Source organism: Hymenobacter chitinivorans DSM 11115, assembly GCF_002797555.1.
In the GTDB taxonomy this organism is placed as follows: Bacteria; Bacteroidota; Bacteroidia; order Cytophagales; family Hymenobacteraceae; genus Hymenobacter; species Hymenobacter chitinivorans.
In genome coordinates, this window is record NZ_PGFA01000001.1 from 1,727,738 (window position 1) to 1,753,508 (window position 25,771).

At 60.9% G+C, this 25,771-nt stretch carries 22 protein-coding genes; 11 read left to right on the plus strand and 11 right to left on the minus strand.

Annotated elements, in window-relative coordinates:
* Positions 1-11: 11 nt before the first annotated feature.
* The 3 genes from CLV45_RS07145 to CLV45_RS07155 form a co-directional block, all read right to left on the minus strand.
* Complete coding sequence (locus CLV45_RS07145; protein WP_100335672.1) at positions 12-380, minus strand: helix-turn-helix domain-containing protein; 369 nt, start codon at positions 378-380, stop codon at positions 12-14.
* A 131-nt stretch (positions 381-511) separates the two neighbouring features.
* Complete coding sequence (gene pdxA / locus CLV45_RS07150) at positions 512-1,573, minus strand: 4-hydroxythreonine-4-phosphate dehydrogenase PdxA (RefSeq protein ID WP_100335673.1); 1,062 nt, start codon at positions 1,571-1,573, stop codon at positions 512-514.
* A gap of 207 nt (positions 1,574-1,780) precedes the next feature.
* Positions 1,781-3,235, minus strand: coding sequence for a leucyl aminopeptidase family protein (locus CLV45_RS07155; RefSeq protein WP_100335674.1), 1,455 nt, complete (start codon positions 3,233-3,235; stop codon positions 1,781-1,783).
* 167 nt (positions 3,236-3,402) lie between these two features.
* On the opposite strand from CLV45_RS07155, the gene rsmA reads away from it, so the two are divergent.
* The 8 genes from rsmA (at position 3,403) to CLV45_RS07195 (ending at position 11,491) form a co-directional block, all read left to right on the plus strand.
* Positions 3,403-4,260, plus strand: coding sequence for a 16S rRNA (adenine(1518)-N(6)/adenine(1519)-N(6))-dimethyltransferase RsmA (gene rsmA, locus CLV45_RS07160; RefSeq protein ID WP_100335675.1), 858 nt, complete (start codon positions 3,403-3,405; stop codon positions 4,258-4,260).
* Positions 4,261-4,283: 23 nt separating this feature from the next.
* Positions 4,284-5,297 (plus strand): NAD(P)-dependent oxidoreductase, encoded by a 1,014-nt coding sequence (locus CLV45_RS07165; protein WP_100335676.1) that lies wholly within the window; start codon positions 4,284-4,286, stop codon positions 5,295-5,297.
* Positions 5,298-5,399: 102 nt separating this feature from the next.
* Positions 5,400-5,873: a transcription elongation factor GreA gene (greA, locus tag CLV45_RS07170; protein ID WP_100335677.1), complete on the plus strand. Its 474-nt coding sequence runs from the start codon at positions 5,400-5,402 to the stop codon at positions 5,871-5,873.
* A 200-nt stretch (positions 5,874-6,073) separates the two neighbouring features.
* Complete coding sequence (locus CLV45_RS25535; RefSeq protein WP_157807342.1) at positions 6,074-6,982, plus strand: nuclease A inhibitor family protein; 909 nt, start codon at positions 6,074-6,076, stop codon at positions 6,980-6,982.
* A gap of 43 nt (positions 6,983-7,025) precedes the next feature.
* Entirely contained in the window at positions 7,026-7,616 is a 591-nt protein-coding gene (locus tag CLV45_RS07180; protein WP_100335678.1) for a hypothetical protein, read from the plus strand.
* Positions 7,617-7,897: 281 nt separating this feature from the next.
* Positions 7,898-8,653 carry a slipin family protein gene (locus CLV45_RS07185; protein WP_100335679.1) on the plus strand — a complete coding sequence of 252 codons (756 nt, stop codon included), beginning with the start codon at positions 7,898-7,900 and terminating at the stop codon, positions 8,651-8,653.
* 334 nt (positions 8,654-8,987) lie between these two features.
* Positions 8,988-10,448 (plus strand): MBOAT family O-acyltransferase, encoded by a 1,461-nt coding sequence (locus CLV45_RS07190; RefSeq protein WP_100335680.1) that lies wholly within the window; start codon positions 8,988-8,990, stop codon positions 10,446-10,448.
* 2 nt (positions 10,449-10,450) lie between these two features.
* On the plus strand, positions 10,451-11,491 hold the full coding sequence (locus CLV45_RS07195) for a hypothetical protein (RefSeq protein WP_100335681.1): 1,041 nt from the start codon (positions 10,451-10,453) through the stop codon (positions 11,489-11,491).
* Positions 11,492-11,541: 50 nt separating this feature from the next.
* Here the strand turns inward: CLV45_RS07195 and CLV45_RS07200 are convergent, their stop codons facing one another.
* Genes CLV45_RS07200 through CLV45_RS07210 form a run of 3 tightly spaced genes read right to left on the minus strand, consistent with a single transcriptional unit; the run spans position 11,542 to position 13,912 of the window.
* Entirely contained in the window at positions 11,542-12,063 is a 522-nt protein-coding gene (locus CLV45_RS07200; protein ID WP_100335682.1) for a GNAT family N-acetyltransferase, read from the minus strand.
* 40 nt (positions 12,064-12,103) lie between these two features.
* Positions 12,104-12,610, minus strand: a complete 507-nt coding sequence (locus CLV45_RS07205) for a hypothetical protein (RefSeq protein ID WP_157807343.1) — start codon at positions 12,608-12,610, stop codon at positions 12,104-12,106.
* A 27-nt stretch (positions 12,611-12,637) separates the two neighbouring features.
* Positions 12,638-13,912, minus strand: a complete 1,275-nt coding sequence (locus CLV45_RS07210) for a glycoside hydrolase family 2 TIM barrel-domain containing protein (RefSeq protein WP_100335684.1) — start codon at positions 13,910-13,912, stop codon at positions 12,638-12,640.
* A gap of 339 nt (positions 13,913-14,251) precedes the next feature.
* Between CLV45_RS07210 and CLV45_RS07215 the strand changes: the two genes are divergently transcribed.
* Complete coding sequence (locus tag CLV45_RS07215; protein ID WP_245882776.1) at positions 14,252-16,720, plus strand: outer membrane beta-barrel protein; 2,469 nt, start codon at positions 14,252-14,254, stop codon at positions 16,718-16,720.
* Between the two features lie 14 nt (positions 16,721-16,734).
* On the opposite strand, the gene CLV45_RS07220 is transcribed toward CLV45_RS07215, so the two are convergent.
* Positions 16,735-17,334, minus strand: coding sequence for a hypothetical protein (locus CLV45_RS07220; protein ID WP_100335685.1), 600 nt, complete (start codon positions 17,332-17,334; stop codon positions 16,735-16,737).
* 239 nt (positions 17,335-17,573) lie between these two features.
* Between CLV45_RS07220 and CLV45_RS07225 the strand changes: the two genes are divergently transcribed.
* Positions 17,574-18,821: an MFS transporter gene (locus CLV45_RS07225; RefSeq protein ID WP_100335686.1), complete on the plus strand. Its 1,248-nt coding sequence runs from the start codon at positions 17,574-17,576 to the stop codon at positions 18,819-18,821.
* Positions 18,822-19,318: 497 nt separating this feature from the next.
* Entirely contained in the window at positions 19,319-19,555 is a 237-nt protein-coding gene (locus tag CLV45_RS07230; RefSeq protein WP_157807344.1) for a hypothetical protein, read from the plus strand.
* Between the two features lie 122 nt (positions 19,556-19,677).
* On the opposite strand, the gene CLV45_RS07235 is transcribed toward CLV45_RS07230, so the two are convergent.
* From CLV45_RS07235 to CLV45_RS07255, 4 genes are all read right to left on the minus strand, one after another.
* Positions 19,678-20,829, minus strand: coding sequence for an acyltransferase family protein (locus tag CLV45_RS07235; protein ID WP_100335688.1), 1,152 nt, complete (start codon positions 20,827-20,829; stop codon positions 19,678-19,680).
* Between the two features lie 368 nt (positions 20,830-21,197).
* Complete coding sequence (locus tag CLV45_RS07240; protein ID WP_100335689.1) at positions 21,198-21,599, minus strand: VOC family protein; 402 nt, start codon at positions 21,597-21,599, stop codon at positions 21,198-21,200.
* 92 nt (positions 21,600-21,691) lie between these two features.
* Positions 21,692-22,387, minus strand: a complete 696-nt coding sequence (locus tag CLV45_RS07245) for a helix-turn-helix transcriptional regulator (RefSeq protein WP_100335690.1) — start codon at positions 22,385-22,387, stop codon at positions 21,692-21,694.
* An 890-nt stretch (positions 22,388-23,277) separates the two neighbouring features.
* Positions 23,278-25,575, minus strand: coding sequence for a GH92 family glycosyl hydrolase (locus tag CLV45_RS07255; RefSeq protein WP_100335692.1), 2,298 nt, complete (start codon positions 25,573-25,575; stop codon positions 23,278-23,280).
* Positions 25,576-25,771: the final 196 nt, after the last annotated feature.

The window sequence follows — 25,771 nt, forward strand, 5'->3', positions numbered from 1 at the left end:
TGGAGGGGCGGTCAGGCGTTCTTGAGGATGAAGTCGGAGGGAATATTGAGCCGCTCGTACAGGCGCTTGGCGAGGTCCAGCGTGACGCGGCGCTTACCGCTCAGGATCTGGGACAGGCGCCCGGCCGGCACTTCCAGCAGCTCGGCCAGCTCCTTCTGCTTGAGGCGCATCTGCTGCCGCTTCAGCTCGATCATCTCGGCCAAAGAGGTCGGCAGCGTCGGGATGGGCAGCAAGCCTAGTTGGCCTTCGTACGCATCCAGGGCCACAATCAGCTCCCGAAACTCGGCTTCCAGCGCCGGATTGCCTTCTACTCCAGCCGCTGCCAGCGCATCGAGGCGGCGTAGGGCCGTGCGATAGTCAGCAGGAGTGTGGAGCAGCATGCAACAGGAGTTAAAACGGGTTGGCGCGGGCAACACTTACCCGCTTAGGAGCTGCAAAGCTACAACACAGTTTTGATTTGGCAAACAAAATTTCGCTTTTGAAAAGAATCTATTCCAAAGCGAAACAATGCCTACTCCGTGCGTCCCCCCCGCGGCGCCGGGCCGGGTACTAACGGCTTGAGCCCCGCATACTTCTGGCGCTGCCGAATCAGGTCGCAGGCCATGTAAACGGCTTCGCGGAAGGAGGTTTCGTCGGCCTTAAACTGCCCGGCCAGCCCGTAAGCCGTGCCGTGGTCGGGGGAGGTGCGGATAACCGAGAGGCCGGCCGTGAAGTTGACGCCCCGCTCGAAGGCAATGGTTTTGAACGGAATCAGGCCCTGGTCGTGGTACAAGGCCAGGGTGGCATCGAAGGAGCGGTACTGGCTGGTGCCGAAGTAGCCATCGGCCGGGAAGGGGCCGTACACGAGGTGGCCTTCGCTGAGCAGCTGCTCGATGACGGGCGTCACGGTATCCGCTTCCTCGGAGCCCAACAGGCCTTTTTCGCCGGCGTGGGGGTTGAGGCCCAGCACGGCCACCCGGGGCTTGTCGATGCCAAAATCCCCTTTCAGCGACTTGAGCAGAATCCGCAGCTTGGTAGTGAGCAGCTCCTTGGTCAGGCGGCCGGGCACGTCTTTGAGGGCCATGTGGCCGGTGGCGGTGGCTACGCGCAGGTCCTCACTGGCCAGCAGCATCAGGCTTTCGGGCGCGTCGAAGAAGCTGGTCAGAAACTCGGTGTGGCCGGGGTAGCGGAACTCATCGGACTGGGTGTTTTCCTTGCTGATGGGCGCCGTGACGAGGCCGTCGAGCAGGCCGGCCTTCAGGTCGCGGGCGGCGGCCAGCAACGATTCGCGGGCGGCGCGGCCCGAGGCGGCGGTAGGCTGGCCGGGTGTGAGGGTGTAGTCTTCGTCCCAGCAGGTCACGGCGTTGGGCTTGCCGGGGTCAATGTCGGCCGCGGAGCGTACCTGGCGGAAGGTGAGGGGCGCGCTTTGCTGCTTATCGGCGGGAAAATCGTCGAAGAGCACCGTGGCCGTACCGTAGACCACCGGCGTGCAGTACTTGAGCAGGCGGCTGTCGAGCAGGGTTTTATAAATGATTTCCGGCCCGATACCGGCTAGGTCGCCAACTGAAATACCGAGGCGGGGAAGAGTACTCATGGGATTTGGTGCTTGGGGGAGAAGCTTGGTACTGGATTAATTAGGAACGTCATGCTGAGCTTGTCGAAGCATCTCTACTGCAATGGTAATGGATTACTTTGGCGGGAGAGATGCTTCGACTGCGCGTTGCTCCGCTCAGCATGACGGATGCCATTACAACGTCAGCCCGCGAGATGTCTCGCGTTGCTCGACATGACGAGCAGCTGACTACGCGCGGTTTTTGAGGAAATCATACAGCAGGCGCACGGTGGTGCCGGTGCCGCCTTTGCCGCGGTAGGAGTCGGGGGCCAGCAGGTAGGCCGGGCCGGCAATGTCGAGGTGAACCCAGGGGTAGCCGCCGGTGAAACGCTCCAGAAACTTACCGGCCGAAATGGCGCCGGCTTCGGCCTTGCCCAGGTTGTTGATGTCGGCAATGTCGGACTTGATGTGCTCGGCGTATTCCTCCCACATCGGGAATTCCACGACCCGCTCGTGCACCCGGTTGCCGGACTTCTTGAGCTCGGCCATCTGGTCTTCCGAAGCCGTGCCCATGGCCACGATGCCTTCCTTGCCGATGGCGCGGGCCGCTGAGCCGGTAAGCGTGGCAATATCGACTACAAACTCGGGGTCATATTTCTGGGCAAACGCCAGGGCATCGGCCAGGATGAGGCGGCCTTCGGCGTCGGTATTGAGCACTTCCACGGTCAGGCCGCTGTACATCGTCAGCACGTCGCCGGGGGCAAAGGCCAGGCCGCCGGGGCGGTTGTCGGTGGCGGGTACCAGGCCGATGACGTGGAGCGGAACCTGGTTTTTGGCCAAGGCGTACAGCACGCCGGTTACGGCCGCCCCGCCCGACATGTCGCACTTCATCATGTCCATCGAGGCCGGGGTAGGCTTCAAACTCAGGCCGCCGGTATCGAATACCACGCCCTTGCCGACCAGCACGTAAGGCTTGGCGTTGGTGGCGCCCTCGGGCTTGTACTCCATTATAGTAAACGTAGGCGGCTCGGGGCTGCCCTGGTTCACGGCCAGCAGGCCGCCCATGCGCAACGCCTCGATGCGGACCAAATCCAGGATTTCGGTGTGAAAACCGGCTTCCTCGCCGGCGGTGGCCATGCGCTCGGCAAACTGCTCGGCGTTGAGCTTGTTGAGCGGCATATTAATCAGGTCCCGGGCCAGGAACACGCCCTGTAGTACGCCATCCAGCTCCTGCAATTCCTTGTCGGTAGCGCCACCCACCACGTGGATGCGGGTCAGCGCGGCGGCTTCCTTGGATTTCTCGTCGGTTTTGTAGCCCTCAAACTGGTAGGCCGTCAGGGCCAGGCCTTCCACCAGCGCCAGGGCCAGGGTCGAATCGGCGTGGCCCGACAAGTCCTGCACGTAGAGCTCGGCTACCTTGGCGGCCTTGAGCTGGGCGTGGAGCTGGTGGCCGCTTTTGCGCACGGCTTCGGCCGTGAGGTGCACCGTGGGCTTTTCGGCGGCTACCACGAAGTAGTGCTGGTGGGAAAAGTGGTTGACCGTAATCAGCTTGTTGTCGGCGGCGAGCTGCGTGGCAACGTACTGGCGGGCAGCCTCGTGCAGGTCCTGGATAGGCGCGGGAAGTTCCTTGGTGCCGGCGGGCAGCAGGAAGACGGCGGTGGCGTGCTCGGGCAGGGCAGCGGCGGTGGCTAGTTGAATCGACATAGACGGGCGTATCTTTGGGGCGAGTTAGGGCGCGCAAGGTAGGCAGCCTTTGGTAGAACTGAAGTATAAGAACCCCGAACCGGGCGGTTCGACTCCTTTATCTTCCCAACGGCAGCGGCGGCTCTTTCTTTTTCCTTTTACGCTGCATCGGCGCACATTTCTGCAACATGGACCACGTTAGCCCCAAAAAACATTTAGGCCAGCACTTTCTGGCCGACCCTAACATTGCGCGGCGCATCGTGGAGTCGTTGCGCCTGCCCGACGGCGTGACGGAAGTGCTGGAAATCGGGCCGGGCATGGGCGTGCTGACCGGCGACCTGCTCAAGCACCCGGAATACCGCACCACGGTGGTCGAAATTGACCGGGAATCGGTGGAGTACCTGGGCCGCAACTTTCCGGCCCTGGAAGGCCGCATTCTGTCGGCCGACTTTCTGAAGCAGGACCTCAGTAAGCTCTTTCCCGAGCAGCCGCTGGCTATTATCGGCAACTTTCCCTACAACATCAGCAGCCAGATTTTCTTCCAGGTGCTGGCCCACCGCCAGCAGGTGCGCGAGGTAGTGGGCATGATTCAGAAGGAAGTGGCCGACCGGCTGGCCGAGCCCCCGGGCTCCAAAACCTACGGCATTCTGAGCGTGCTGCTGCAGGCTTTCTACACCGTGGAAATGCTCTTTACCGTGCCGCCCCACGTCTTTATTCCCCCGCCTAAGGTGCAGTCGGCGGTGGTGCGGCTTACCCGCAACGCCACCGAGCATCTGGGCTGCGACGAGAAACTGTTTTTCCAGGTGGTGAAGCAGGCCTTCCAGACCCGGCGCAAAACCCTGCGCAACGCCCTGAAGCCCTTCGGCATGGGGGCCGAGGCGACAACCAACCCCGTATTTGAGAAGCGCGCCGAGCAACTCAGCGTGGCCGATTTCGTGGAGCTGACCAAACACGTGGAGCAGCACCGCGTTATTGCTCCGCCGTCGGTGAACAATGCTAAGTCCCGGCGCGAAAAGAACGTAGTCGACGAAACTGAAGAAGAATAAGCTTCGCTAACCCCGCTGTAAGGATGAGTGAACCTGCCCTGCCTCCCGAACCTAGTCAAGCCCGCCGCCCCGCCGCTGCCGCCTCGCTCTGCCTCTGCGTCGATGAAATGCACCCGTCCTTGCCCGAGCTGCTCGAGCCCCTGGGCGTGACGCTGCACTTCCGGCCCGATCTGAAAGCGGCCGAAATTCCGGCCGCCCTGGCCGCCCAGCCCTATGATGGCCTGATTGTGCGCAGCAAGCTGCGCATCACCGCCGAGCTGCTAACCCACGGCCCGCACCTGCGCTACGTGGCCCGGGCCGGGGCCGGGGTCGACAATATTGACGAAGCGGCCCTGGCGGCGGCCAAGGTGACGCTGCTCAACGCGCCGGAAGGCAACCGCGACGCGGTGGGGGAGTACACGTTGGGCTTGCTGCTGGCCTTGTTTCGCAATATTGTGCGGGCCGACCGGGAAGTGCGCCAGGGCCTCTGGCAGCGCGAAGCCAACCGGGGCGAGGAAATTGCCGGCAAAGTCGTCGGTATCCTGGGCTACGGCCACATGGGCGCCGCTTTTGCCAAGCGCCTGAGCAACTTCGGCTGCACCGTGCTGGCCCACGACCGAAACCCCGACCACCCCGGCGACCATAACGCCATATCGGTGAGCCTGCGGGAGCTGCAGGAGCGGGCCGACGTGCTGAGCATCCACATTCCCTACGAGGCGGCCAACAAGCACTTCGTGAACGATGAGCTGCTGGGCGGCTTCCGCAACCCGATCTGGCTCTTGAATACGGCCCGGGGTGAGGTGCTCGACCACGCCGCCCTGGTGCGCGGCCTGCAGAGCGGACAGGTGCGGGGCGCCGCCCTCGACGTGCTCGAAAACGAAAAGCTGGCCACGCTCACGGAAACCCAGCGGACCAACCTGGACTTCCTGCAGACCTCGCCCAACGTCATTTTTTCGCCCCACATCGGGGGCTGGAGCTTTCAGTCGTACCGCCGTATAAATGAGGTGCTGGCCCGTAAAATCGGAGAATTTCTGCGCGGGGCGGGAGCGGCCCACTAGCAGAAATTCCCGCGGGTTCGTATATTTGTCTTAAACCTGTTCCGGAGAACGGTCGGCCCCGCTGACCGTTCTCCTTGTTTTTTAGCAAACCCATCCCCCGACATGGCTACCGTAAATTACTATACCCCCGAAGGCCTGCAAAAGCTCAAAGACGAGTTGCAGGACCTCAAAATCCGCGGCCGGGCCAAAGCAGCTGAGGACCTGCGCGAAGCCCGCGACAAAGGCGACCTGAGCGAAAATGCCGAGTACGATGCCGCCAAAGAAGCACAGGGCCTGCTGGAACTGAAAATCTCCAAGCTGGAAGAAATTGTCGGCAACGCCCGCGTTATCGACGATACCAACATGGACGTGACCAAGGTGCTGATTCTGAGCAAAGTGAAGCTCAAGAATCTGAAGAACAACATGATTCTCGACTATCTGCTGGTGGCCGAGGAAGAAGCCAACCTGGCCGCGGGCAAGATTTCGGTGAAGTCGCCCATCGGCAAAGGCCTGCTCGGCAAGTCGGCCGGCGACACGGCCGAAATCACCGTGCCCGCCGGCAAGCTGCAATTCCAAATCCTGGAAGTAAGCCGCTAGGTGGCGAATGAGTGAAGTGGTGAATGAGTGAGTTTTCATTCCTACACAAAAGGGCGAAGCCGGCGGCTTCGCCCTTTTGCGTTTTGCCCCGTACTTTGGCCAGCAGTTAATGGGCAGGTGAATGAGCGAAGTACTGGAACAATACTTCGCTTGCCCACTCCTGCGTTAACTCACTCATTCACTTACTCACTCATTCACAGATGCCTTCCATCTTTTCCCGCATTGTTTCGGGCGAATTGCCCGCCTATAAAGTTGCCGAAGACGAGCACCACCTGGCTTTTCTCGACATCACGCCCCTGGTGGAAGGCCACACGCTGGTGATTCCCAAGCGCGAGGTCGACTACATTTTCGACATGGCTCCCGACGAGCTGGCGGCCCTGCACCAGTTTGCCCAGCGCGTGGCCAAGGGCGTGAAGGAGGCCGTGCCCTGCAAGCGAATTGGGGTAGCTGTTATTGGCCTGGAAGTGCCCCACGCCCACATTCACCTGATTCCGATGACCAAGGTGGCGGACATGAACTTTGCCAACCCCAAAATCAAGGTGGAAGAGCGGCGCATGAATGAGCTGGCCGCTGCCATCAGTGCCCAGGTGCCCAAAGCTGGCGGCACCTCCGCCCAGAATAACGAGGTGAAACCCCTGGCCAGCAAGGCCGAGCGGGAAACCATCGAAGCCAATGAAACCACCGAAAACAAAGAAGCTTCCGCCGCTCCGGCCGCTACTGACGCCACCAGTCAGCAGCTCCAAAGCCTGACCAAGGGCCTGCACTTCGTCAGTGATTCGGACGCACCGCTGGAAGTAGTCAGCTTCGCCGCGCCAGCCGGGGCGCTGACCGACGCCGAGCTGCTGCAGCTCACGGGCCAGCCGGCTGGTACCAAGGTTGAAACGGTGGACGTAATGCAGTTCCTGCGCAACCACACCGCCGACGACGGGGTGCTGGGCGACCCGGCCCTTGCGAACCGCTACAAGGCCCTGCAGATGTTTCTGAAGCAGGAGTTGGACGAAACCAAAGTATACCGTGTGGGCACCGGCCCCCAGGTGCAAGCCTACGCCCTGGGCCGGACCACCGATGGCAAACTGGCCGGCTTCAAAACCGTGCTGACCGAAACCTAAGCGGTAAGCAACCAGTTTTCGGCATCCCAAACCGCTCTGTCGTATGAATGAGACGTTGACCATTGCCCTGGTAACGCTGGGCGTGGTGGGCGGCAGTATCCTGCTGCTCCAGCATATTCCGCTCGGCCCCAATTTCCAGGACGGCGAATTTCGCCGTCACCTCACCGCATCCGAAAAGGCCATTCTGGCCCGGGGAGATACGGTTGGCAAGGTGCATAAGGCCTACCAGGACGTGTGGCATTCATCTTACGATCAGGGCCCGTTGCGCGTGGAATCACGTGGGGGTAAGACGTACAAATTCACGCCCTACGGGCACTGGCAGCGGCTTTCGAAACAAGGCCAGCTCCAGGCCGACTTTTACTACCCGAACCCTGGAAGCCGGGACACCTACTGGCGGGAATACCTGCCCGATGGCTCCCTGGATTTCATTCTGTATTCGCTGCCGGCCGTGCTAAACGGAGACTCGGTGACCGAAACCCGGATGGTGTACTTCACGCGCACCAGTCCGCAGGATACGGCCGTGGTGACGCACAGCTTCTCGAAAGGGAATAAGCTAATAAAGGGCGCGGATTATCTATCCTACGACACCCGGGGCCGGCGCCCGGCACCGCAAGACTCGAAGTTCTCCCGCTAATCGACATCGGCTCAAAAAACCGGTTAGTTGGTGAAACGCATCGGCCCACTGCCCAATCCGGCAGTGGGCCGATGCTTTTTCGGGTGCCCCAAAACAGGAAGTAGGCCACTCCAAAATGATAAGGTGCGGAAACGGGTGCAGCTCGCGAAAAAGGGCGGAGTTAGATATAAATGGCGTTTCAACGCGGGCAAGGCAGGTCGGCAGCCAGGGGTGGGAAGCTGGCACGGCGCGTGTTGCCAAGTCGGCAACGCGGTATTTTCTGCGCCTTTAATTCTTCTGCCATGTCACTCTATTCCGTTCTTATCATCCTCGTCGTTTTTCTGCTGCTGGGCTTGCGCATCGCCCAGGAATACGAGCGGGCCATTGTCTTTCGGCTCGGCCGGTTTGTGGGCACCCGCGGCCCCGGGCTCTACTGGATTATCCCCTTTATCGAGCGGCAGCAAACCATTGATATCCGGACCAAAACCGTGGACCTGGAGCAGCAGGAAACCATTACCAAGGACTCGGTGACCATCAAGGTGAATGCCGTGCTCTGGTTTCGGGTCGTGGATCCGGCCGGCGCTATTATCAAGGTGGCCAACTTCAACCAGGCCGTCTACCAGCTCTCCGTCACGGCCCTGCGCAACATTATCGGGCAGCACCAGCTCGACGACGTGCTCAAAGAGCGTCAGCAAATCAACGCCACCCTGCAGGGCCTGGTCGATGCCGCCACCGAACCCTGGGGCGTCAAGATTGAGATGGTGGAAATCAAGGACGTGGAGATTCCCGAGTCCATGCAGCGGGCCATGGCCCGGGAGGCCGAAGCCATCCGCGAGAAGCGGGCCCGCATCATCAAGGCCGAAGCCGAGCTGGAAGCCAGCATCAAGCTCACCCAGGGTGCTAAACAAATGGAGGAAAGCCCTATTGCCCTGGAATTGCGCCGTTTGCAGATGCTTTCCGAAATCGGCATCGACAACAATACTACCACCATTGTGATGGTGCCCTCGGAGTTTACCCAGGCTGCCAAAAGCCTGACCCAACTGGCCGGGAAGATGTAATTACCTTCGTCTTAACTACCATTCGACGGCTGCCCGGCTGAGTTTCTCTCGGCCGGGCAGCCGTTTTGGCTACGTTCTATATTCTCGGAATTATTATAATATTTAAATCACTCAGCGGGACCATTTGTTGACCGGACCAGCGTGCAAAACGAGTGCCCTGCTAAAACGAATTGGCAAGCGTGAGACGCTCAAAAGGCGCTTTATAATCAATTGGGGCTATATATCGACAGGTACTTGGTTGCCGAACAAGTCCGCAATTGTTCCAGTGGATCTGGTCCTTGCTCGCCCTTTATTGGTAGCTTTGTGTCCAATTTGAAAAAAATCTACCCATTGCATGCTTTTTAACTCGTTCGAGTTTCTCGTATTCTTTCCGCTCGTAACAATTCTGTTCTTTCTGTTGCCGCACCGCTTCCGGTGGCTCCATCTGCTGCTGGCGAGCTGTGCCTTCTACATGGCCTTTATTCCGGCCTATATTCTAATTCTGTTCCTGACGATTGTCATCGACTACATCGCCGGGATTATGATTGAAAATGCCCAAGGGGCCCAGCGTAAGTTCTATTTGGCCATGAGCCTGGTGGCCAACATCGGGGTGCTGGCCGTCTTTAAGTACTATAACTTCTTTATTGACAACGTTAATGCGCTGCTGCACCTGAGCAACCCCACTGCCTCGCTGCCGCTGCTCGCTATTATTCTGCCCATCGGCCTGTCATTTCACACGTTTCAGGCCATGAGCTACACCATTGAGGTATACCGGGGCCATCAGGCCGCCGAGCGACATTTCGGGATATACTCGCTCTACGTCATGTTTTACCCCCAACTGGTGGCGGGCCCTATTGAGCGGCCCCAGAACGTGCTGCACCAGTTTCACGAAAAGCAATACTTCGACTATCGGCGGGTGGTGAGCGGCCTGCGTCTGATGGCCTGGGGCTTGTTCAAGAAGGTCGTCATTGCCGACCGGCTGGCCTACATGGTGAATGCCGTGTACAACAATCCCCACGACTTCCACGGCCTGCCCGTGCTGGTTTCCACGCTGTTCTTCTCCATCCAGATTTACTGCGACTTTTCCGGCTATTCCGACATGGCCCTGGGGGCGGCCCGCGTGATGGGCTTCGAGCTGATGAAAAACTTCGACCGGCCTTACTTTTCGGAAAGTGTAGGGGAGTTTTGGCGCCGTTGGCATATTTCTCTGTCCACGTGGTTTAAGGACTACCTCTACATCAGCCTGGGCGGCAACCGCGTTCCGTTGCTGCGGGCCTGCCTGAACACGTTTATCGTCTTTATGGTGAGCGGCTTGTGGCACGGGGCCAACTGGACCTTTATTGTCTGGGGCGCTTTGCACGGTTTGTTCCTGGTGGTAGGCCGGCTGACCAAGGCCCGCCGCATTGCCTTTATTGAGCGCACCAATCTGCACTTTCTCAATAACCCCTTGCTCAACACGGGCCTCACGTACGTGCTGGTCGCCTTTGCCTGGATTTTCTTCCGGGCCAATACCCTGCAGGATGCCGGTTACGTCATCAACAACCTGTTCACGACCAGCTCGGCCTACTGGAAGGATACCGTATTCACGGGCCTGTCCACCGTCAAGATATTCTACACCCGCACCGAGTGGCTGGCGCTGTTGGGGGCCCTGATTCTGCTCTTTGCCGTGGAAAAAGCCCAATTCCGGCTTTCTATCAACAACTGGCTGGTGCGGCAGAGCACGCCCGTGCGCTGGGCCATTTACCAGGGCATCGTGCTCTATATCGTCTTGCTGGGGGCCTTTGAGCACGTACAATTCATTTACTTTCAATTCTAGCCATGGCCTCTGTCTCTACTGCCAAGCCCGCCTCCGACACCAAGGCGGTTAGTCGGTTGCTGCTCAAGTCGCTGCTGCTGGTCATTCCCTACCTGCCGATTGTGGTGAGCTACTTTGTGCTTGACCCATTTCGGGTGTTGTACGACTACAAAAAGTTTGATGAGCCGCTGACCGTGGTGCCCAACCGCGACTACATCAGCACCCAGATGTACCTGAACACCTACCAGCAGCGGCCCTACAGCAGCTTTATTCTGGGCAACTCCCGCACGATGAGCTTCCTGACCCGCGACTGGGTGAAGTACACCGGCGACTCCCTGGCCTTTCACTACGATGCCTCCGGCGAGTCGCTGTACGGGGTGGGGCAGAAGCTGCAGTTTGTTGAGCAGCACAACTCCAGCCTAAAAAACGTGCTCATTATTTGCGACCAGGAACTGCTGAAAATGGTGGGCGACGTGGACAACCATATTTACCGCAAAGATCCGCGCACGACGGGCGACTTTTCGTTTGCCTTCCAGCTAGCTTTCCTGAAGGCGTACTTTTCCGATACCTTCTTTTTTCAGTACCTCAAGCAGCGCGTCACCGGCAAGTTTACGCCCGAGATGTTCGGGATTCTGGAAGACCGCCGCATCTACTACGACCCGGTGACCAACGACATGGTGCTGCCCGATATCAACGCCGAAATCAAGCGTGACTCGGTGGGTTTTTACGCCCGCAACCGCTCGTTGCGGCTGGCCCGCAAGGCTGGGGTTTCGGATGCCGTAATCGGGCCCGAGCAGCTGCGGCAACTGGTGGCAATGCGCAACATTTTCAAGCGCCACAATACCAACTACCACATCGTCATCAGCCCGCTTTTCAAGCAGCAGCAGCTCAATCCGGCGGATCTGGCCTTGTTGCAGCGCACGTTCGGGGCCAGCCACATTCACGATTACAGCGGCGTGAACGAGTTTACCAAAGAAGTCGGCAACTACTACGAGCAGGACCACTACCGGCCGCTGGTGGGCCGCAAAATTCTGGAGCAGATCTACGCTCCTCGGCCGCAGTAAAGGCGGTTCTGCCTAGCCCGGCCAGGCTCCTGCGAATGGGCAAATTTCGGCTAGTCCGGAGTTTGCCCATTCGTTGTTTTGCGCACGGCATACACCAGCTCGTCCAGAAACTCGCCGTTCTTGAACAAGGTCTTCTCAAACTGGCCTTCCAGCACGAAGCCGGCCTTTTCCAGGGCGCGCCGGGAGCCAATATTGGTACCGTAGGGCCGGGCGAAGATGCGGGTAATGTCGAAGGTGCGGAAGCCGTAGTCCACGACCTGCTGAATGGCCTGCGTGATGATGCCCCGGCCCCAGAACGGCTGGGCCAGCCAGTAGCCCAGCTCGGCGTTTTTGCACTGCACGTCGGCTTGGGGGTGAATGCCGATGCCGCCCGCCGCCTGCCCATCCACCTCGATGGCAAAGATGCGCTGGGGCGTATGACCGGTGGCAAAGTCGATAAAGTCCCGGCCTTTTTCCTCGGTGAAGGGGTGGGGAAACTGGTCGGTCATGAACCGGGCAATTTCCGGGTTGTTGGCGTAGCTGATCAGGCTGGCAAGGTCGTCGGGGCGCCAGGGGCGGAGGGTGAAGGACATGTCGAAGTATTGGTTTTTGCTCGGTAATCTAAGTATATATTTAAGGGTATATAAGGCCTAGCTCATTTACGTCGATGTTTACCGGTTGCCAAAGCAGCGTATCAACCTTTTCGGGGTCAGTTTCCTTCATCCAGCTTATTCCTGGCAGCAGCTTCAGCTTCTCAACGGTACGTTTCTGGTAGCCAAAAGCGCCAACGTCTTTCATTTGGAATTCGATGACCGTATTGGCGGACTCCCGATTTACGTAATTAATGGACTGCGTATGCCAACCGCCGCGGTAGATGAACAGGAACTCCACCAAGCTGAGGAGAACCGCCAGCACGAGTACGGTTCCGGTGTAAGCGGCTCGGTGCTGAGCAAATAAGGCCCGGCACAAATAGGTAACTGCGGACAGTAAAGCAACGACAAGCACCAGGTAACTCAGCTGCAGGCTATTGATGTTCAGGGGAGTGGTAACATCTGCTACAAACAGGAGGGACGTAAGCCCCGCAACCAGCAGCAGGTGCTGGTTGCGGGGCCACCCACGTTTCATGGTGAATAAGCTCACGGGTTCAATTCTATACGTTGGGAAGCTTTATTTCCCCTTCACGTAAAACGGGATATTAGCCGTAGCCACGTTGTCTTTGCCGTCGTAGGCGTACACGAACAGCCGGTAGGCGCCTTCCTGGGTCGGGGCCTGCAGCGTCGTCTGGCCTTTGGCGCCGGCCGGCAGCAGGCCCGGAATGGCGGCGGGGCGGCTTTCCCGGTCGCCGCCGGTTTTCAGGTCGGTGCTTTCCGGCAGCAGCTCATAGCGGTAGGTGAGCGGGTCCTTGTCGGGGTCCGACACGGCGGCTACCACGGGCACGCTCTGGCCGGGCTGCACATACACGTTGTCGGTGGCTTTCTTGCCGTTCAGCGTGAAGGAAGCCAAATGCGGGGCGCGGTTCTGGGGCCACTTGCCGCTCCACAGGTACTGCATCACGTCCACCACTTCCGACTCCTTGCCGTCCTCGGTGAAGATGCCGTACCAGGTGGGCGTGCGTTCCTGCTTCTGGCCCCACAAAAACACGTAGGTGCCCAGGCACTGGGTTTTGTCTTTGGCCACCGAGGCTTCGTAGCGGCTCTGGTACACGGCGGCTTTCTGGCTGCTGGTTTCCTCCACCGAGGCTTTCCAGGACGTGACGGGGCTTTCCCAGTGGCCGGTGGGGCCCCACTCGGCCACCACGTAGGGGCCGGTCCAGCCGGTTTTGCGCACCTGCTGCGGTATTTCGGCCAGGCCGGCGTAGGTGTTGATGCTCAGAATATCCACGGCCGGGCACTTAGCCTTGATGTAGTCGGCTTCCTTCTGATTGAGGCCGGCCAGCACGGTGCTGGTGGGGTGGTTGGGGTCGACTTCGTGAATCATCTGGGCAATCTGCTGCACCGCGTCCCAGACTTTGGGGTTGGTGTACTCCAGGTTCAGCTCGTTGCCGATGCCCCAGAACAGCACCGCCGGGTTGTCCTTGTACTTGAGCACCTCGGCCTTCACCTTCTGCAGCTGTTGGGCCACGGCCGCCGGGTTGTTGTAGTCGAAGCCGTGCCGCTCCCGGGCCACGTCGAGGCCCACCATCACCGTGAGGCCGTTCTTGTTGGCTTCGGCCAGGACTTTATCGGCGTGGTCGGTGCTCCAGGTGCGGATGGAGTTGCCGCCGTAGGCCTTCACCCGCTCGGGAAACTGCCCGCCGCCCGCGCCGTTGATGAAGTAGGGTTTGCCGCCGCGCAGCAGCTCGTAACGGCCGTTGGTTTGCTTTACTTCAACTTTGACGGGGCCGGTTTGGGCCTGGGCAGTAGTGGTAAGCGCCAGCAAGGCCAGCAGGAGGTAGGATTTCATAGGGTGAAGTGGGGTAGAGGCTAGCGGTGCCCAAATTAAGCGGTATTTCCCAACTGCGGCGGGTTGACAGCCTTTCTTCGCGCTGGCCCGGCGGGGCCAGTGGAATTGAAAAGCGGCCGGCCACCCCGCCGTTTGACTGCTGCGAAAAAAAGTTGCGCCGGGCTGTAACCTTCCCCGGGTGGCGCAGTGTCTACGCCTGAATTTCTCCTTGCCAGCCCGGCTGCGCAGGGTCTGATTCTTACCACTTACCGATTTCTACTCCCTTTCGACGCCATTTTTTGGCGCCGCGGGAAAGTATTGCCCGTTCCGAACCTCCCCAGCCTTAACCACTGCCGCACCGTGAAAAACTACTTTTACTCCGCCCTTCCCCGCGTAACGTGGTGCCTGGTGGCCGGGCTGCTGCCGTTGCTGGCCGCTTCCGGCGCCCTGGCCCAAAACCCGGGAATCACCACGGGCCGGGTGCAGACCGAGGCCGGCGCCCCCATCGACTACGCCACCGTGACCCTGCACCGGGCGGCCGACTCGACGCTACTCAAAACCGAGTTTAGCGACGCCCGGGGTGAGTACCGGTTTGAGCAGGTGGCGGCGGGCAAGTACCGGGTGTCGGCGGCGCAGGTGGGCTATAACCGGGCCTGGAGCACCGTTTTCGAGCTGCCCGGCAGCAGCGCCGGGCCCACCCTTACGCTGCGCGTGAATGCGGCCACCCAGCTCAAGGAAGTGCAGGTGGTGGGGCAAAAGCCGTTGTACGAGCGGCTGGCCGACCGCACCGTGGTCAACGTGGAAGGCTCGACGCTGGCCACCGGCAACTCCACGCTGGAAGTGCTGAGCCGGGCCCCGGGCGTGACGGTGGACGCCAACGACAACCTGGCCTTGCGTGGGCGGCAGGGCCTGCTGGTTATGATTGACGGCAAGCGCCAGCCCATGACCGGCGCCGAGCTGGCCGACTACCTGCGGGCCCTGCCCGCCGACCAGCTCAAGAGCATTGAGCTCATTACGAGTCCGCCGGCTAAGTACGATGCCCAGGGCAGCGCCGGGATTATCGACATCAAGCTCAAAAAGGACCAGCGCCAGGGCACCAACGGCAGCGGCAACGTCAGCTACGGCCGCGGGCAGTTCGGCCGGTTCACGACCAGTGCCGCGGGCAACCACCGCCAGCCGGGCCTCAACCTGTTTGCCTCCACCACCTACACCCGGCGCAGCAACCTGGGCATCCGCAACACTTACCGCCGCTTCTACGAAACCCGGGACGGGCAGCCGGAGCTCGTGGGCGTGGCCGACCAGCGCAACACCCAAACCGGCAGTGACCATTTCCTGATCTGGCGGGCCGGGGCCGACGTGGACCTGTCGAAAAACACCCGGTTGGGCGGCGTCGTCACGGGCTTTGCCGTGCCCAACCCCCGGCCCGGAGGCAGCAGCAGCAACACGAGCTACTTCTACGACGGCGGCGGGCAGCTCACCGACTACTACACGGCCCAGGGCACGGGGCTGGGCTACAACCCCAACATCACGGCCAACCTCAACTTCAAGCACGTTTTTGCCGCCGCCAAAGTGGGCAAGCCCGAGCTGACGGCCGACCTCGACTACGCCCGCTACTACACCCACCGCCTGCAAAGCCTGACGACATTCAATGAGCAGGCGGGCCGGCCCCCGACGTTGCTCAACGGCGACCAGACCGGCGAGCTGGTGATTCAGGCGGCCAAAGTCGACTACACCCAGGCCCTGCGCGAGAAAACCACCCTGGAAGCCGGGGCCAAGGCCAGCCGGGTGTTTTCCGACAACGACATCCTGTTTCTCAACACCCAGGAGGGCATCACCACCGTCGACGAGGGCCGCACCAACCGCTTCCGCTACGACGAGCTGATTTCGGCCGCCTACGTCAACCTGAGCCACACGGCGGGCAAGCTGAACCTGCAGGCGGGCCTGCGCGGCGAGCAAACCCACGCCACCGGCGAGCAGGTGGTGGCGGCCGACAACTTCCGGCGCGACTACTACCAGCTCTTTCCCACGGCCTCGGTGAAGTACACGCCCAGCGCGGTGCACGAGTGGACGGCCGCCCTGAGCCGGCGCATCAACCGGCCCTCGTACCGGCAGCTCAACCCGTTCCGCTTCGTCGTCGACCCTACCACCACCGGCAAGGGCAACCCCGAGCTGCGCCCCGAAACGAGCTACAACCTGGAAGTGGCCCACACCTTCCAGCAGAAATTTACCGCCACCCTGAGCTACAGCCTCACCCAGGACCCGATTACCGACGTGGCCCAGCCCGAGTCGCGCACGTCCACCGTGTCGATGTACGTGAACCTGAACCGCCAGCACTACGGGGCCCTGACCCTGACGGCCCCGCTGACCCCGGCCAAGTGGTGGAACGTGTACAACAACGCCGTATTCTTCTACATCCACTACCAGGGCACCCTGGCCAATACCGCCCTCAACCGCGGGCAGGGCGCTTTCACGCTCAGCAGCAATAGCACGTTTACCTTCGGCAAGGGCTGGGGCGCCGAGCTGAGCGGCAACTACTACTCCCGGCAGCGCGTGGGCTTCTTCCTCTTCCAGGATTACGGGCAGCTCAACCTGGGCGTGCAAAAAGCCCTCTGGGACCGGAAAGCCACCCTCAAGCTGGCCGCCACCGACGTGCTGCTGACCACCCCGCTGCGGGCCCGCTCCAACTACAACAACTACCAGGAAGACCTCTACCTGCGCCGCGACTCCCGGGTCGTTACCCTGTCGCTGGGCTGGCGGCTGGGCAACGACAAGCTCACCTCCACCACCCGCCGCTCCGGGGCCGAGGACGAAAAGCGCCGCGCCCAATAACCCGGCCCGGCCCCTTACTCGCCCACGTATTCCAGGACAATTCGTTCGAAGCCCGCATCCGGCTCCGTGGGCTCCATGTACTGGGCGTTGTCAAACCCAATCAGGCATTTCCCTTGCGCCAGCTCCTGGGTGATAAGGACGTTGAGCTGCTCCGTACTCACCGGGCTCAGCCCATAATAATCGAATACCACGGCCTCGTGCCGGGCCAGCAGGGCCAGCGTAACGGCCATGCGCTGCCGGCCGAGCCCAATCGAGCCCCACCGGCCGGCCGGGGGAATGCTCAGCCTCCGCAGAACCTCGTCGGCCTGCGGGTACGATACCTGGCATTTGCGGTGCAGATACGTGCGCAGGGAGATGGGAAAAAGCAACGACTCCCAGAACGTCAGGGGAAAGTTGCGGGCATAGGGTAGGGGGTCGGCCAGAGCGAGGCCGGCCCCTGCTCTCTGGCCCCGCAGCAGCGCGATGAGCTCCAGGGCCAGATCAGCGCCGAGCGGCTCGTTGAGGACCGAAAAATTGGGCACGTATATGCGGATGCACTTGCCGGGAGTAAGCTTGAACGGGGGCAGCCGAAAGCCGCTGACGACGATACCCGTATTATGTACCAGGTGCTGCATGGCTGGGCGGTAGGTAGAGCGTGTGTTCGGGCCCACCTACCAGGCCCAACGCCGCCGGGGCCGTTTCCGTGTCTTCCACGCAATTGAGTCCGCCGCCAGAACTCCTGCGTTGCCGCTTCCCGGCATGGGTTAGAGCTCTGTTTCAGTGGGCGTAACAAGCTCATCGTCTGCGAATCCCGACCATATCCTCCCCAAGTAGCCGCCGTTAAAAGGGGCGTAGAACTATACCGGGGGGAGCTATGGAAGCGCAAGGGCGGAGTGTGAAAGGCCTCGACTGGGTGAGCCTGCTGATGGCCGATGTCAAGGACGGGGTGGGGGTCTACCTGTCGGTTTTTCTGCTGACGGTGCGCCGCTGGGAGCCCGACGAAATCGGTATCGTCATTGCCGCGCCCGGCATCGTGGGCATCCTGGTGCAGGCCCCCGCCGGCGCCCTCATCGACCGGACCACCTACAAGCGGTGGCTGCTGGTGGGGGCTTCTCTCATCATTGCCGCCTGCTGCCTGGTGGTGGTGCTCAGCACGGGCTTTACCCCCATCCTCGTTTCCCAGCTGGTGGTGGGCCTCACCCAGTCGGTGTACGCGCCCTGCGTGGCGGCCATTACCCTGGGCATCGTGGGCCACTCGCTGCTTGCCCAGCGCATCGGGCGCAACGAGAGCTGCAACCACCTGGGCAACATGCTGGCCGCCATTGCCGCGGGCCTCATCGGGCGGTTTATTTCCTACGAGGGCATCTTCTACTTCTCCATTGCCCAGTGCCTGGCCCTGGTGGCGGCCGTGTTCATCATCCGCGAGCAGGACATTGACCACTGCCTGGCCCGGGGCGCCGAAAAAGACGAAAAAGAAGCCGATGCGGCCGGGGTCAAAACGCTGCTCTCGAACCGGAAAATCCTGGTCTTTACGGTGGCTATGGCTTTATTTCATTTGGCCAACGGGGCCATGCTGCCGCTGGTAGGCCAGAAAATGGGCCTCGTCGACCCCCAGAACTCGTCCCTGTACCTGTCGGCGGCCATCATCATTGCCCAGGGCGTGATGGTGTTCGTGGCCAACTACGCGGGCCGGGCCGCCGAAAACGGCCGCAAGAAAGTGCTGGTGCTGGCCTATCTGCTGCTGCCGGTGCGGGCCCTGCTCTTCGCCTTTATCGACAACCCCTACGCCCTGACCGCCATCCAGCTGCTCGACGGCATCGGGGCCGGCCTGTTCGGGGTGCTCAGCATCCTGATGATTGCCGACCTGAGCAAGGGCACCGGCCGCTTCAACCTGCTGCAGGGCGTGGTGTACTCGGCCATCGGGCTGGCCGCGGCCCTGAGCAGCATCCTGGGGGGCTTCGTAGTCAAGCACTTTGGCTACCCCATCGGCTTTGCTTCCCTGGCCGCCATTGGCGGGCTGGGCCTGCTGTTCTACTGGTTTTTCGTGCCCGAAACCAAGGACAGCAGCACCGACCAGGAAATAGAAGCCGTGGAAGCCCACGCCAGTGCCGTGCCGCAGTAGCGGAAGGCCCCCGCCCCGGTTTTCGGAAAGCCCGGACCCAACCCAAGGAAATACCCCGGAAAACCGCGGTGGGCCTTCCAGGAGTCGGAATAAGGCTCTTCAAAACCTCGAAAGACCATCCAGAACTCTGCCAGACCCTCCCGAAAACTTCGGTGGCCTCTCCAGAACTCTGCTAGGCCCTCCCGAAAACTCCGGCCGGCCTTCCAGAACTCTGCCAGGCCCTCATGAAAACTTCGGTGGGCCTTCCAGAACTCTGCCGGGCCTTCGTGAAAACTTTGGTGGGTATTTCAGAACTCTGGAGAGTGCCCGTGAAAACTTCGGTGGCATCTCCAGAACTCTGCCAGGTCCTGCCGAAAACCTGGCAGAGCTAGACAGGGCCCGGGGTACTGTCAAACCACTGCGCCGGCGCCCAACTACCCGTAAGCAATGGCCGCGCCGGATAACCACCGCGGGGCTGCTTGCGTACCAAAGGGCTCCACCATCTTCCCTTGTCAATCATGAGCATATTCGGTTCTGACCGCCCGAGCGGTACTATGGGAGGCCTGCTGTCGGGCCTGTTTCGCACTTTTGGCGGCGGCAACCCGGCCGCCGGTACGTATGGCACTGCCGCCCGCCCCGCGGGCATGGGCCGTAAGCTAGCCACCGGCGCCCTGCTGGCTGCCGGCGCGGCTTACCTCTACAACCGCAACAAGAACAAAGGCACCTCGGTACCCAGCTTCACCCCGAACCTGTAAGCCCTAGCCTGCCACCACGTAAAAGCCCCACCGCCGGCCCTTAGGAGCCGATGGTGGGGCTTTTGGTATTCTGGAATTTGGTAGCAGAGCATCCCTCTGCCGCCTCTGGGCAGCGGTAAGACCTACGCGGCGCGACGTTCCATAAACCGGGTTTTCAGCCAGCGCCGCACCGGCTCATCGTACAGCTTCAAGCTGGCGTAGGCCAGCCCCACGGCCGTAACAAAAACCAGCACCGCCACCAGCACGGCCTGGCCCAACGGAGGTTTGTGCGCCACTACCCAGCCGGTATAGATGTAAATGAGCGGGAAGTGGGTCATGTAGATAGGGTAGGAAATGTCGCCCAGGAACTTGCAGAGCCGGGCCGACCGGGCGCCGGCAATCTGCCCGCTGGCCCCGAGCCATACGATGAGGGGAAACACCACCACGATGCTCAGCGAGTCGTAAAGGCCGTTGAGCCACACCTGCTCGGCCCCGCCCACCCGGGGAAAGGCCAACACCAGCAACAGCAAGCCGCTGCACAGCAGGAACACCGACGTAAACCGGGCCAGCGGAGCCACCCGGGAGAGCAGCAGCCCGGCAAAAAACGGGAACAATACCCGGCTGAAGCCGATGCGCAGCTGCTCGGGGTCCAGGGACCAGCCCCCGATAACGTCGCCGGCCTGGCTGGTCACGGCCAGGTGAATCAGGGCGGCGCCGGCCAGGGCCACCAGGATGCCCAGGGCGGTGTTGGAGAACTTGCGCACGCCCAGGGCATAAAGCAGGTTGGCCACGTACTCGTAAAACAACGACCAGCCCGGCCCGTTGAGCGGGTGCATCTCGTGCCAGCCCCGAATGTCCAGCGACACCGGCAGGGGCAGCAGGGTAAAGCCCACGAGCATCACCAGCAGCATCTTCCAAACCGGTACCCCGGCTATACCGGGCCACACCGGCGAGGCCTGAAAGTAAAAGCACAGGGCCCCGACCACCATGCCCAGCACCACCATGGGCTGCAGGCGCACCAGCCGCGCGCGGAAGAATTCCTTGAGCGTCATCCGGCCCCACCGGTCGTCGTAGGCGTAGCCAATAACGAAGCCCGAGAGCAGAAAGAAAAAATCCACGGCCAGGTAGCCGTGGTTGATGACCTGGTCGAGGTGGCTGGTGGCGTGGGGCTCACAGAGGTGAAAGGCCACCACCGTGAGGGCCGCCACCCCCCGCAGGCCGTCGAGGATGGCGTAGTGGGGCTTGGTGCCGAGGGGCGTGACGGGTGCGGCCGTAAGAACGGGGGAAGATTCCATAGTAGCGGGGTAACGGATACGTACTGAAGGCAATACAACGACACGAATCTTCCTCGGGCTGGCTAAAGTACCAGTCTGCCTACTAGCAGACAATAAGTGGCCCCGCGCTTTTACCAAAACCCCACACAACGTTTCCCGGCTACCCCGCGCTTTCCGCAACGACCCAGGAAATGTTTCCCAGATACCCCGACGTTTGGCGAAGTACCCGCGAAACGTTTCCCGAGCGGGGTGCTGTTTTTCCGATAACCAACATAAGCTTACCCGAATACCCCGACGTTTTTCGGAGTACCCGGGTAAGCTAAAGTAGCCCGGCGGGCTTCAGGTAGGGCGGTGCGGCACCGGGTAGTCAGTGCCCGACCTTGCGGCACTTACCCGTCGTAGCGCTGCCGGGCTTCGGGGGTAACGGGGGCGAAGAAGTTGACCAGGTTACCGTCCGGGTCGAGGAAAAGCAGGGAGCGGTTGCCCCAGGGCATGGTTGTGGGCGCCTGCACCAGGGCCTCGCCAAGCATGGGCGCCAGGCGCTGGTAGTCGGCGTCCACGTCGGCGACCCGGAATTCGAGGATGGCCGAGTGGTTATGGGCGGCACGGACCACGTGCTGACCGCCAAATTGCAGAGTGCGCGTGCTGCCGATGCCCAGCGTGGCGGTGGGCGTCTGGAGCTCGGCAAAGTCTTCGGTGTACTGCCGCACGGGCAGCCCGCTGATTTGCTCGTAGAACTGTACCAGGCGGGGCAGGTCGTTGGTAATTACGCGGATGGAGTCGAATTTCATGGGGGTATTCGGTAAAAAGTGAATGATGCCCCAAAGCTCCGCCCGCCCACTGACAACCCTATGGCAGTCCGAATTCCGCCCCGAAAAAATAATTACGGCACGTAGGGCAGGTTCAGGCCGGCAATGTACTCGGTGAGCAGGAGGTGGTCGGACTTGGTAAAGGGCCGGGTGGTGGCGGTGAGCTGCCGGATGCGGGCCACTTTAAAGTCGCGGTAGTCCTGCCGCAGCTGGCACCAGCCAATCAGGTGCCAGGCCAGGTTGTAAAACGCCAGCCCGATGGGCTCCACCAGGCGCCGGCTGCTCTGTCCGGCTTTGTCGCAGTACTCCATGTCAATCACCCGCCGGTCGGCCAGCGCCGACTGCAACGCGGCCAGGTAGTCGGCCGGGCCGCGGAAGTACTCGGGCAGGTGCATTTTGATGCGGCTCGTAAACTGTTCGAGCCGGTCCCGGTCCCGCTCGCGCAGGGCGGCTTTCACCTTGGTCAGGGCCGCCGAGTACTGGGCCTGAATGGAGGCGTCGGCCAGGGTGGCGGCAATGGTTTCGAGCAGGACCAGGGCGTTGGCTTCCTCGGGGGTAAAGGACACCGGCGGCAGGAAGTAGCCCTGCACCAGAAAGTAGCCCTTGTGTTGCTCAAAGCTCACCGGAATACCCTGCTCGCCCAGGGCCTTAATGTCGCGGTACACCGTGCGCACACTGATACCAAACTGCTCGGCCAGCTGCTCGGCCGGCACGTACTTTTTGGCTTGCAGCAGGGTGGTAATACCAAAGAGGCGGTCAATGCGGTTCATAGCGGGGGCAGGGGCACACCCCGGGTTCAGGGTGCCAAGGCGCAAAAGTAAGCAGGACCTTTCGACCCCCGAGCCCCAGCTATTCCCAGCCCGCCTTTAATACAGCAGGGGAGGTGCGCCCTCATCGTAGGGCTGGCCCCAGGTTTCGCGGCAGGCTGCGCCACCCATTCCGGAGCCCCCGAAGTTTCCAGGTCAGCCCAGCACACCTGTTCCGGACCACCCTAACTTTCTCGGATGCCCCAGAACAGGTGTGCTAGGCCATCCTAACTTTCTAGGTCGGTCCGGAACACCTGTGCCGGGGCACCCGAAGTTTCTCGACCGGTCCGGGACAAGTGTAGTGAGGCATCCGAAGTTTCTAGGCCGGTCTGGAAAGACTGTAGCGGACCACCCTGACTTTCTCGGGTGCCCCGCTACACTTGTGGCGAAGGATGCCAGGTTTCTCGGGTATTCCCTCATTGGCGTGGGCTGCCAAACGCGCGCCGGTGAGGGCTATGCAGATGAGTAGCTGCTATTACGGCTTGTGTCTGATTATATACTTTTCTTCACCATCGTGAATGGTATACGAATAGTTCTTATCCCTATATTGAACATCAGCCACATGGTCATTGCTAATTCGGTGGAATGACTCCATGTCAATAGTGTTCAAGCCGTCGTTTACCCGCTGCAATTCGCTGCCATCAAATTCATATTCAATGTGCGTTACATCCGTACCCTGGAACCGCACAAACCTCTTTTCTGAAAAGTGGGTGCTATAAAAAGGGGCTTTCAACTTAGTTGCATAGGCATAATCCAGCACATGAAATATCCATATACTAAATACGGCAGCAGCATATAATAAAAGGCCCTTTTTCATTTCTCAATCATCCTTACCTACAAGTCTAAGCCATTTATTACGGCTTCCCGGCCATCGTAAACACCAGCTCCCCGCCCTGCACAATATCCTGATGATTCAAAAACGGTCGGGTCAGCTTCTGCCCATTTAAGCGGGCTTCCTTCACGTAGACGTTTTTGTCGCTTTGGTTTTTGACGGTGATGCGGAAGGTCTTGCCGTTTTCGAGCTGCATCGTGGCGCCGTGGATGGCGGGGCTGCCCAGGGCATACTCCGCTGAGCCGGGGGCCACGGGGTAGAAGCCCAGGGCCGAGAAGACGTACCAGGCCGACATCTGCCCGCAGTCGTCGTTGCCGCCGAGGCCGTCGGGGGTGGGGCGGTACATCTTGGGCAGAATCATGCGCACCCGCTGCTGAGTTTTGTAGGGCTGCTCGGTCCAGTTGTAGAGGTAGGCCGCGTGGTGGGCGGGCTCGTTGCCGTGCACGTAGTTGCCGATGATTCCGTCGCGGGTGATGTCCTCGGTTTCGGCGAAGAACTTGTCGGGCAGGTGCATGGTGAAGAGCGAGTCGAGGTGCTCGGTAAAGCGCTTCGAGCCGCCCATGAGCTGGATCAGCGCTTTGGGGTCCTGGGGCACGTAGAGGCTGTAGTTCCAGGAGTTGCCCTCGATGTAGCCCTGGTTGTTGGTGCTGAGCACGTCGAATTCCTTGCGGAAGGAGCCGTCGGCCAGGCGGGGGCGCATAAAGCCGATGCGCTGGTCGTACACGTTCTTATAGTTCAAGGCCCGCTTACTGAACTCCTGGTAAATATCGGGCCGATTGAGCTTTTGGGCCATCTGGGCAATGCACCAGTCGTCGTAGGCGTACTCCAGGGTCTTGCTCACTGACGACGAGTTTTTGTCTTCGGGCACGAAGCCCAGCTGCCGGTAGAAGCCCACGCCGTCGTAGGAATCGTGGCGGGCGGTGGCCACGCAGGCGTCCAGGGCCTTGTTGGCGTCGAAGGTGGCATTGCCCTTGAGCACGGCATCGGCAATAACCGAGACGCTGTGGTAGCCAATCATGCACCAGTTTTCGTTGGCGTGGTGGCTCCACACGGGCAGCATGTGCTCGGGGCTCTGGCTGTAGTGGGCCAGCATGGATTGAATCATGTCGGCGTTACGCTTGGGCTGCACCAGGTTGAAGAGTGGGTGCAGGGCGCGGTAGGTGTCCCAGAGCGAGAAGGTGGTGTAGTTGGTGAAGCCTTCCGCCTTATGGTTGTTCTGGTCGAGGCCCCGGTACTGCCCGTCGGCGTCCTGGTACACGGTGGGGCCCAGAAAGGTGTGGTAGAGGGCGGTGTAGAAGTTGATTTTATCGTCCTTTTTGGGGCTTTGAATCGTGACTTTGCTCAGCTCCTGCTGCCACAGCGCCTGGCTCTGGGCCTTGGTCTGCTCGAAGTTCCAGCCCGGCAGCTCAGCCTGCATATTCGCCACCGCGCCTTCCTGGCTGACCGGCGAGAGGGCCAGCTTTACCTTGATTTTCTCGCCTTCAGTAGTATTAAAGTCGAAGTAGGCGCGCAGCTGCTCCCCGGCCATTTCGGGGAAGTTGTGGGCTTGGTCAAACTTGCCCCAGAACCCGCGGTAAACCTGCTTTTTGGAATAATTACGGTAGCCGTACTGCTTGAAGGGCTTGGAAAAGGCCATGGCAAAGTACAGCGTGCGGGTGCGGGCCCAGCCGTTGGTTTGGCGGTAGCCGGTGATGAGCGAGTCATTCACCACGCGCACGTAAGTCCAGGTGTTCTTGTCCTCGTAGTTGTAGATGCCCGCCATCAAATCCAGAATGACGTGAGCCTGGTCGGACTTCGGAAACGTGTACTGGTGCATGCCCACGCGGGTCGTGGCCGTCAGCTCCACCCCAATGTTGTGGTCGTCGAGCTTGACCTTATAATAAGCCGGCTCGGCGGTTTCGTTCTTATGCGAAAAGCGGGAGCGGAAGCCGGATTCGGGCTTTTGGGCGGTACCGGGGTTGAGCTGCAGCGGCCCCGTGGTGGGCATTACCAGGAAGTCGCCGAGGTCGGAGTGGCCGGTGCCGCTGAAGTGGGTGTGGCTGAAGCCCACGATGGTGGGGTCGTCGTACTGGTAGCCGGCGCAGTAGCGGTAAATGTCGGGGTTGTACTTGCCGTCCTTGGCGTAGAGCAGCGTGTCGGTATCGGGGGAGAGCTGCACCATGCCGAAGGGCACCGTGGCCCCGGGGTAGGTGTGGCCCATCTTCTGGGTCCCGATGATGGGCCGGGCGTACTGCACCAGGTTTTCGGCCGGCGCGGCTTTCTGAGCGAAGGTAGTAGTAGCGGCCAGCAGGAGCGGGGCAAGAAGGAGCGGCAGTTTCATCAGCTTCGGGGTTGAAGCCGGGAAGGTAGGAAAGGAAGGTGGATAAGTCGCCTTTGAGCGTTGCTAAAGCCTTTTAGGAAGCTTTGCTCAGCAAACCTGGCAGTCGCTCGGCACCGGGCAGTCGCTCGGCTATTGCCGAGTGACTCACTATGCTGGAGGGGCTGCGCCCCGAGCGTCCCGCGCCGCGTGGTCGTTC

Bases quoted from the DNA above. Each gene is read 5' to 3' on its own strand.
- CLV45_RS07145 (WP_100335672.1), bottom strand. From the start codon at position 380: ATGCTGCTCCACACTCCTGCTGACTATCGCACGGCCCTACGCCGCCTC.
- pdxA (WP_100335673.1), bottom strand. From the start codon at position 1,573: ATGAGTACTCTTCCCCGCCTCGGTATTTCAGTTGGCGACCTAGCCGGT.
- CLV45_RS07155 (WP_100335674.1), bottom strand. From the start codon at position 3,235: ATGTCGATTCAACTAGCCACCGCCGCTGCCCTGCCCGAGCACGCCACC.
- rsmA (WP_100335675.1), top strand. From the start codon at position 3,403: ATGGACCACGTTAGCCCCAAAAAACATTTAGGCCAGCACTTTCTGGCC.
- CLV45_RS07165 (WP_100335676.1), top strand. From the start codon at position 4,284: ATGAGTGAACCTGCCCTGCCTCCCGAACCTAGTCAAGCCCGCCGCCCC.
- greA (WP_100335677.1), top strand. From the start codon at position 5,400: ATGGCTACCGTAAATTACTATACCCCCGAAGGCCTGCAAAAGCTCAAA.
- CLV45_RS25535 (WP_157807342.1), top strand. From the start codon at position 6,074: ATGCCTTCCATCTTTTCCCGCATTGTTTCGGGCGAATTGCCCGCCTAT.
- CLV45_RS07180 (WP_100335678.1), top strand. From the start codon at position 7,026: ATGAATGAGACGTTGACCATTGCCCTGGTAACGCTGGGCGTGGTGGGC.
- CLV45_RS07185 (WP_100335679.1), top strand. From the start codon at position 7,898: ATGTCACTCTATTCCGTTCTTATCATCCTCGTCGTTTTTCTGCTGCTG.
- CLV45_RS07190 (WP_100335680.1), top strand. From the start codon at position 8,988: ATGCTTTTTAACTCGTTCGAGTTTCTCGTATTCTTTCCGCTCGTAACA.
- CLV45_RS07195 (WP_100335681.1), top strand. From the start codon at position 10,451: ATGGCCTCTGTCTCTACTGCCAAGCCCGCCTCCGACACCAAGGCGGTT.
- CLV45_RS07200 (WP_100335682.1), bottom strand. From the start codon at position 12,063: ATGTCCTTCACCCTCCGCCCCTGGCGCCCCGACGACCTTGCCAGCCTG.
- CLV45_RS07210 (WP_100335684.1), bottom strand. From the start codon at position 13,912: ATGAAATCCTACCTCCTGCTGGCCTTGCTGGCGCTTACCACTACTGCC.
- CLV45_RS07220 (WP_100335685.1), bottom strand. From the start codon at position 17,334: ATGCAGCACCTGGTACATAATACGGGTATCGTCGTCAGCGGCTTTCGG.
- CLV45_RS07225 (WP_100335686.1), top strand. From the start codon at position 17,574: ATGGAAGCGCAAGGGCGGAGTGTGAAAGGCCTCGACTGGGTGAGCCTG.
- CLV45_RS07230 (WP_157807344.1), top strand. From the start codon at position 19,319: ATGAGCATATTCGGTTCTGACCGCCCGAGCGGTACTATGGGAGGCCTG.
- CLV45_RS07235 (WP_100335688.1), bottom strand. From the start codon at position 20,829: ATGGAATCTTCCCCCGTTCTTACGGCCGCACCCGTCACGCCCCTCGGC.
- CLV45_RS07240 (WP_100335689.1), bottom strand. From the start codon at position 21,599: ATGAAATTCGACTCCATCCGCGTAATTACCAACGACCTGCCCCGCCTG.
- CLV45_RS07245 (WP_100335690.1), bottom strand. From the start codon at position 22,387: ATGAACCGCATTGACCGCCTCTTTGGTATTACCACCCTGCTGCAAGCC.
- CLV45_RS07255 (WP_100335692.1), bottom strand. From the start codon at position 25,575: ATGAAACTGCCGCTCCTTCTTGCCCCGCTCCTGCTGGCCGCTACTACT.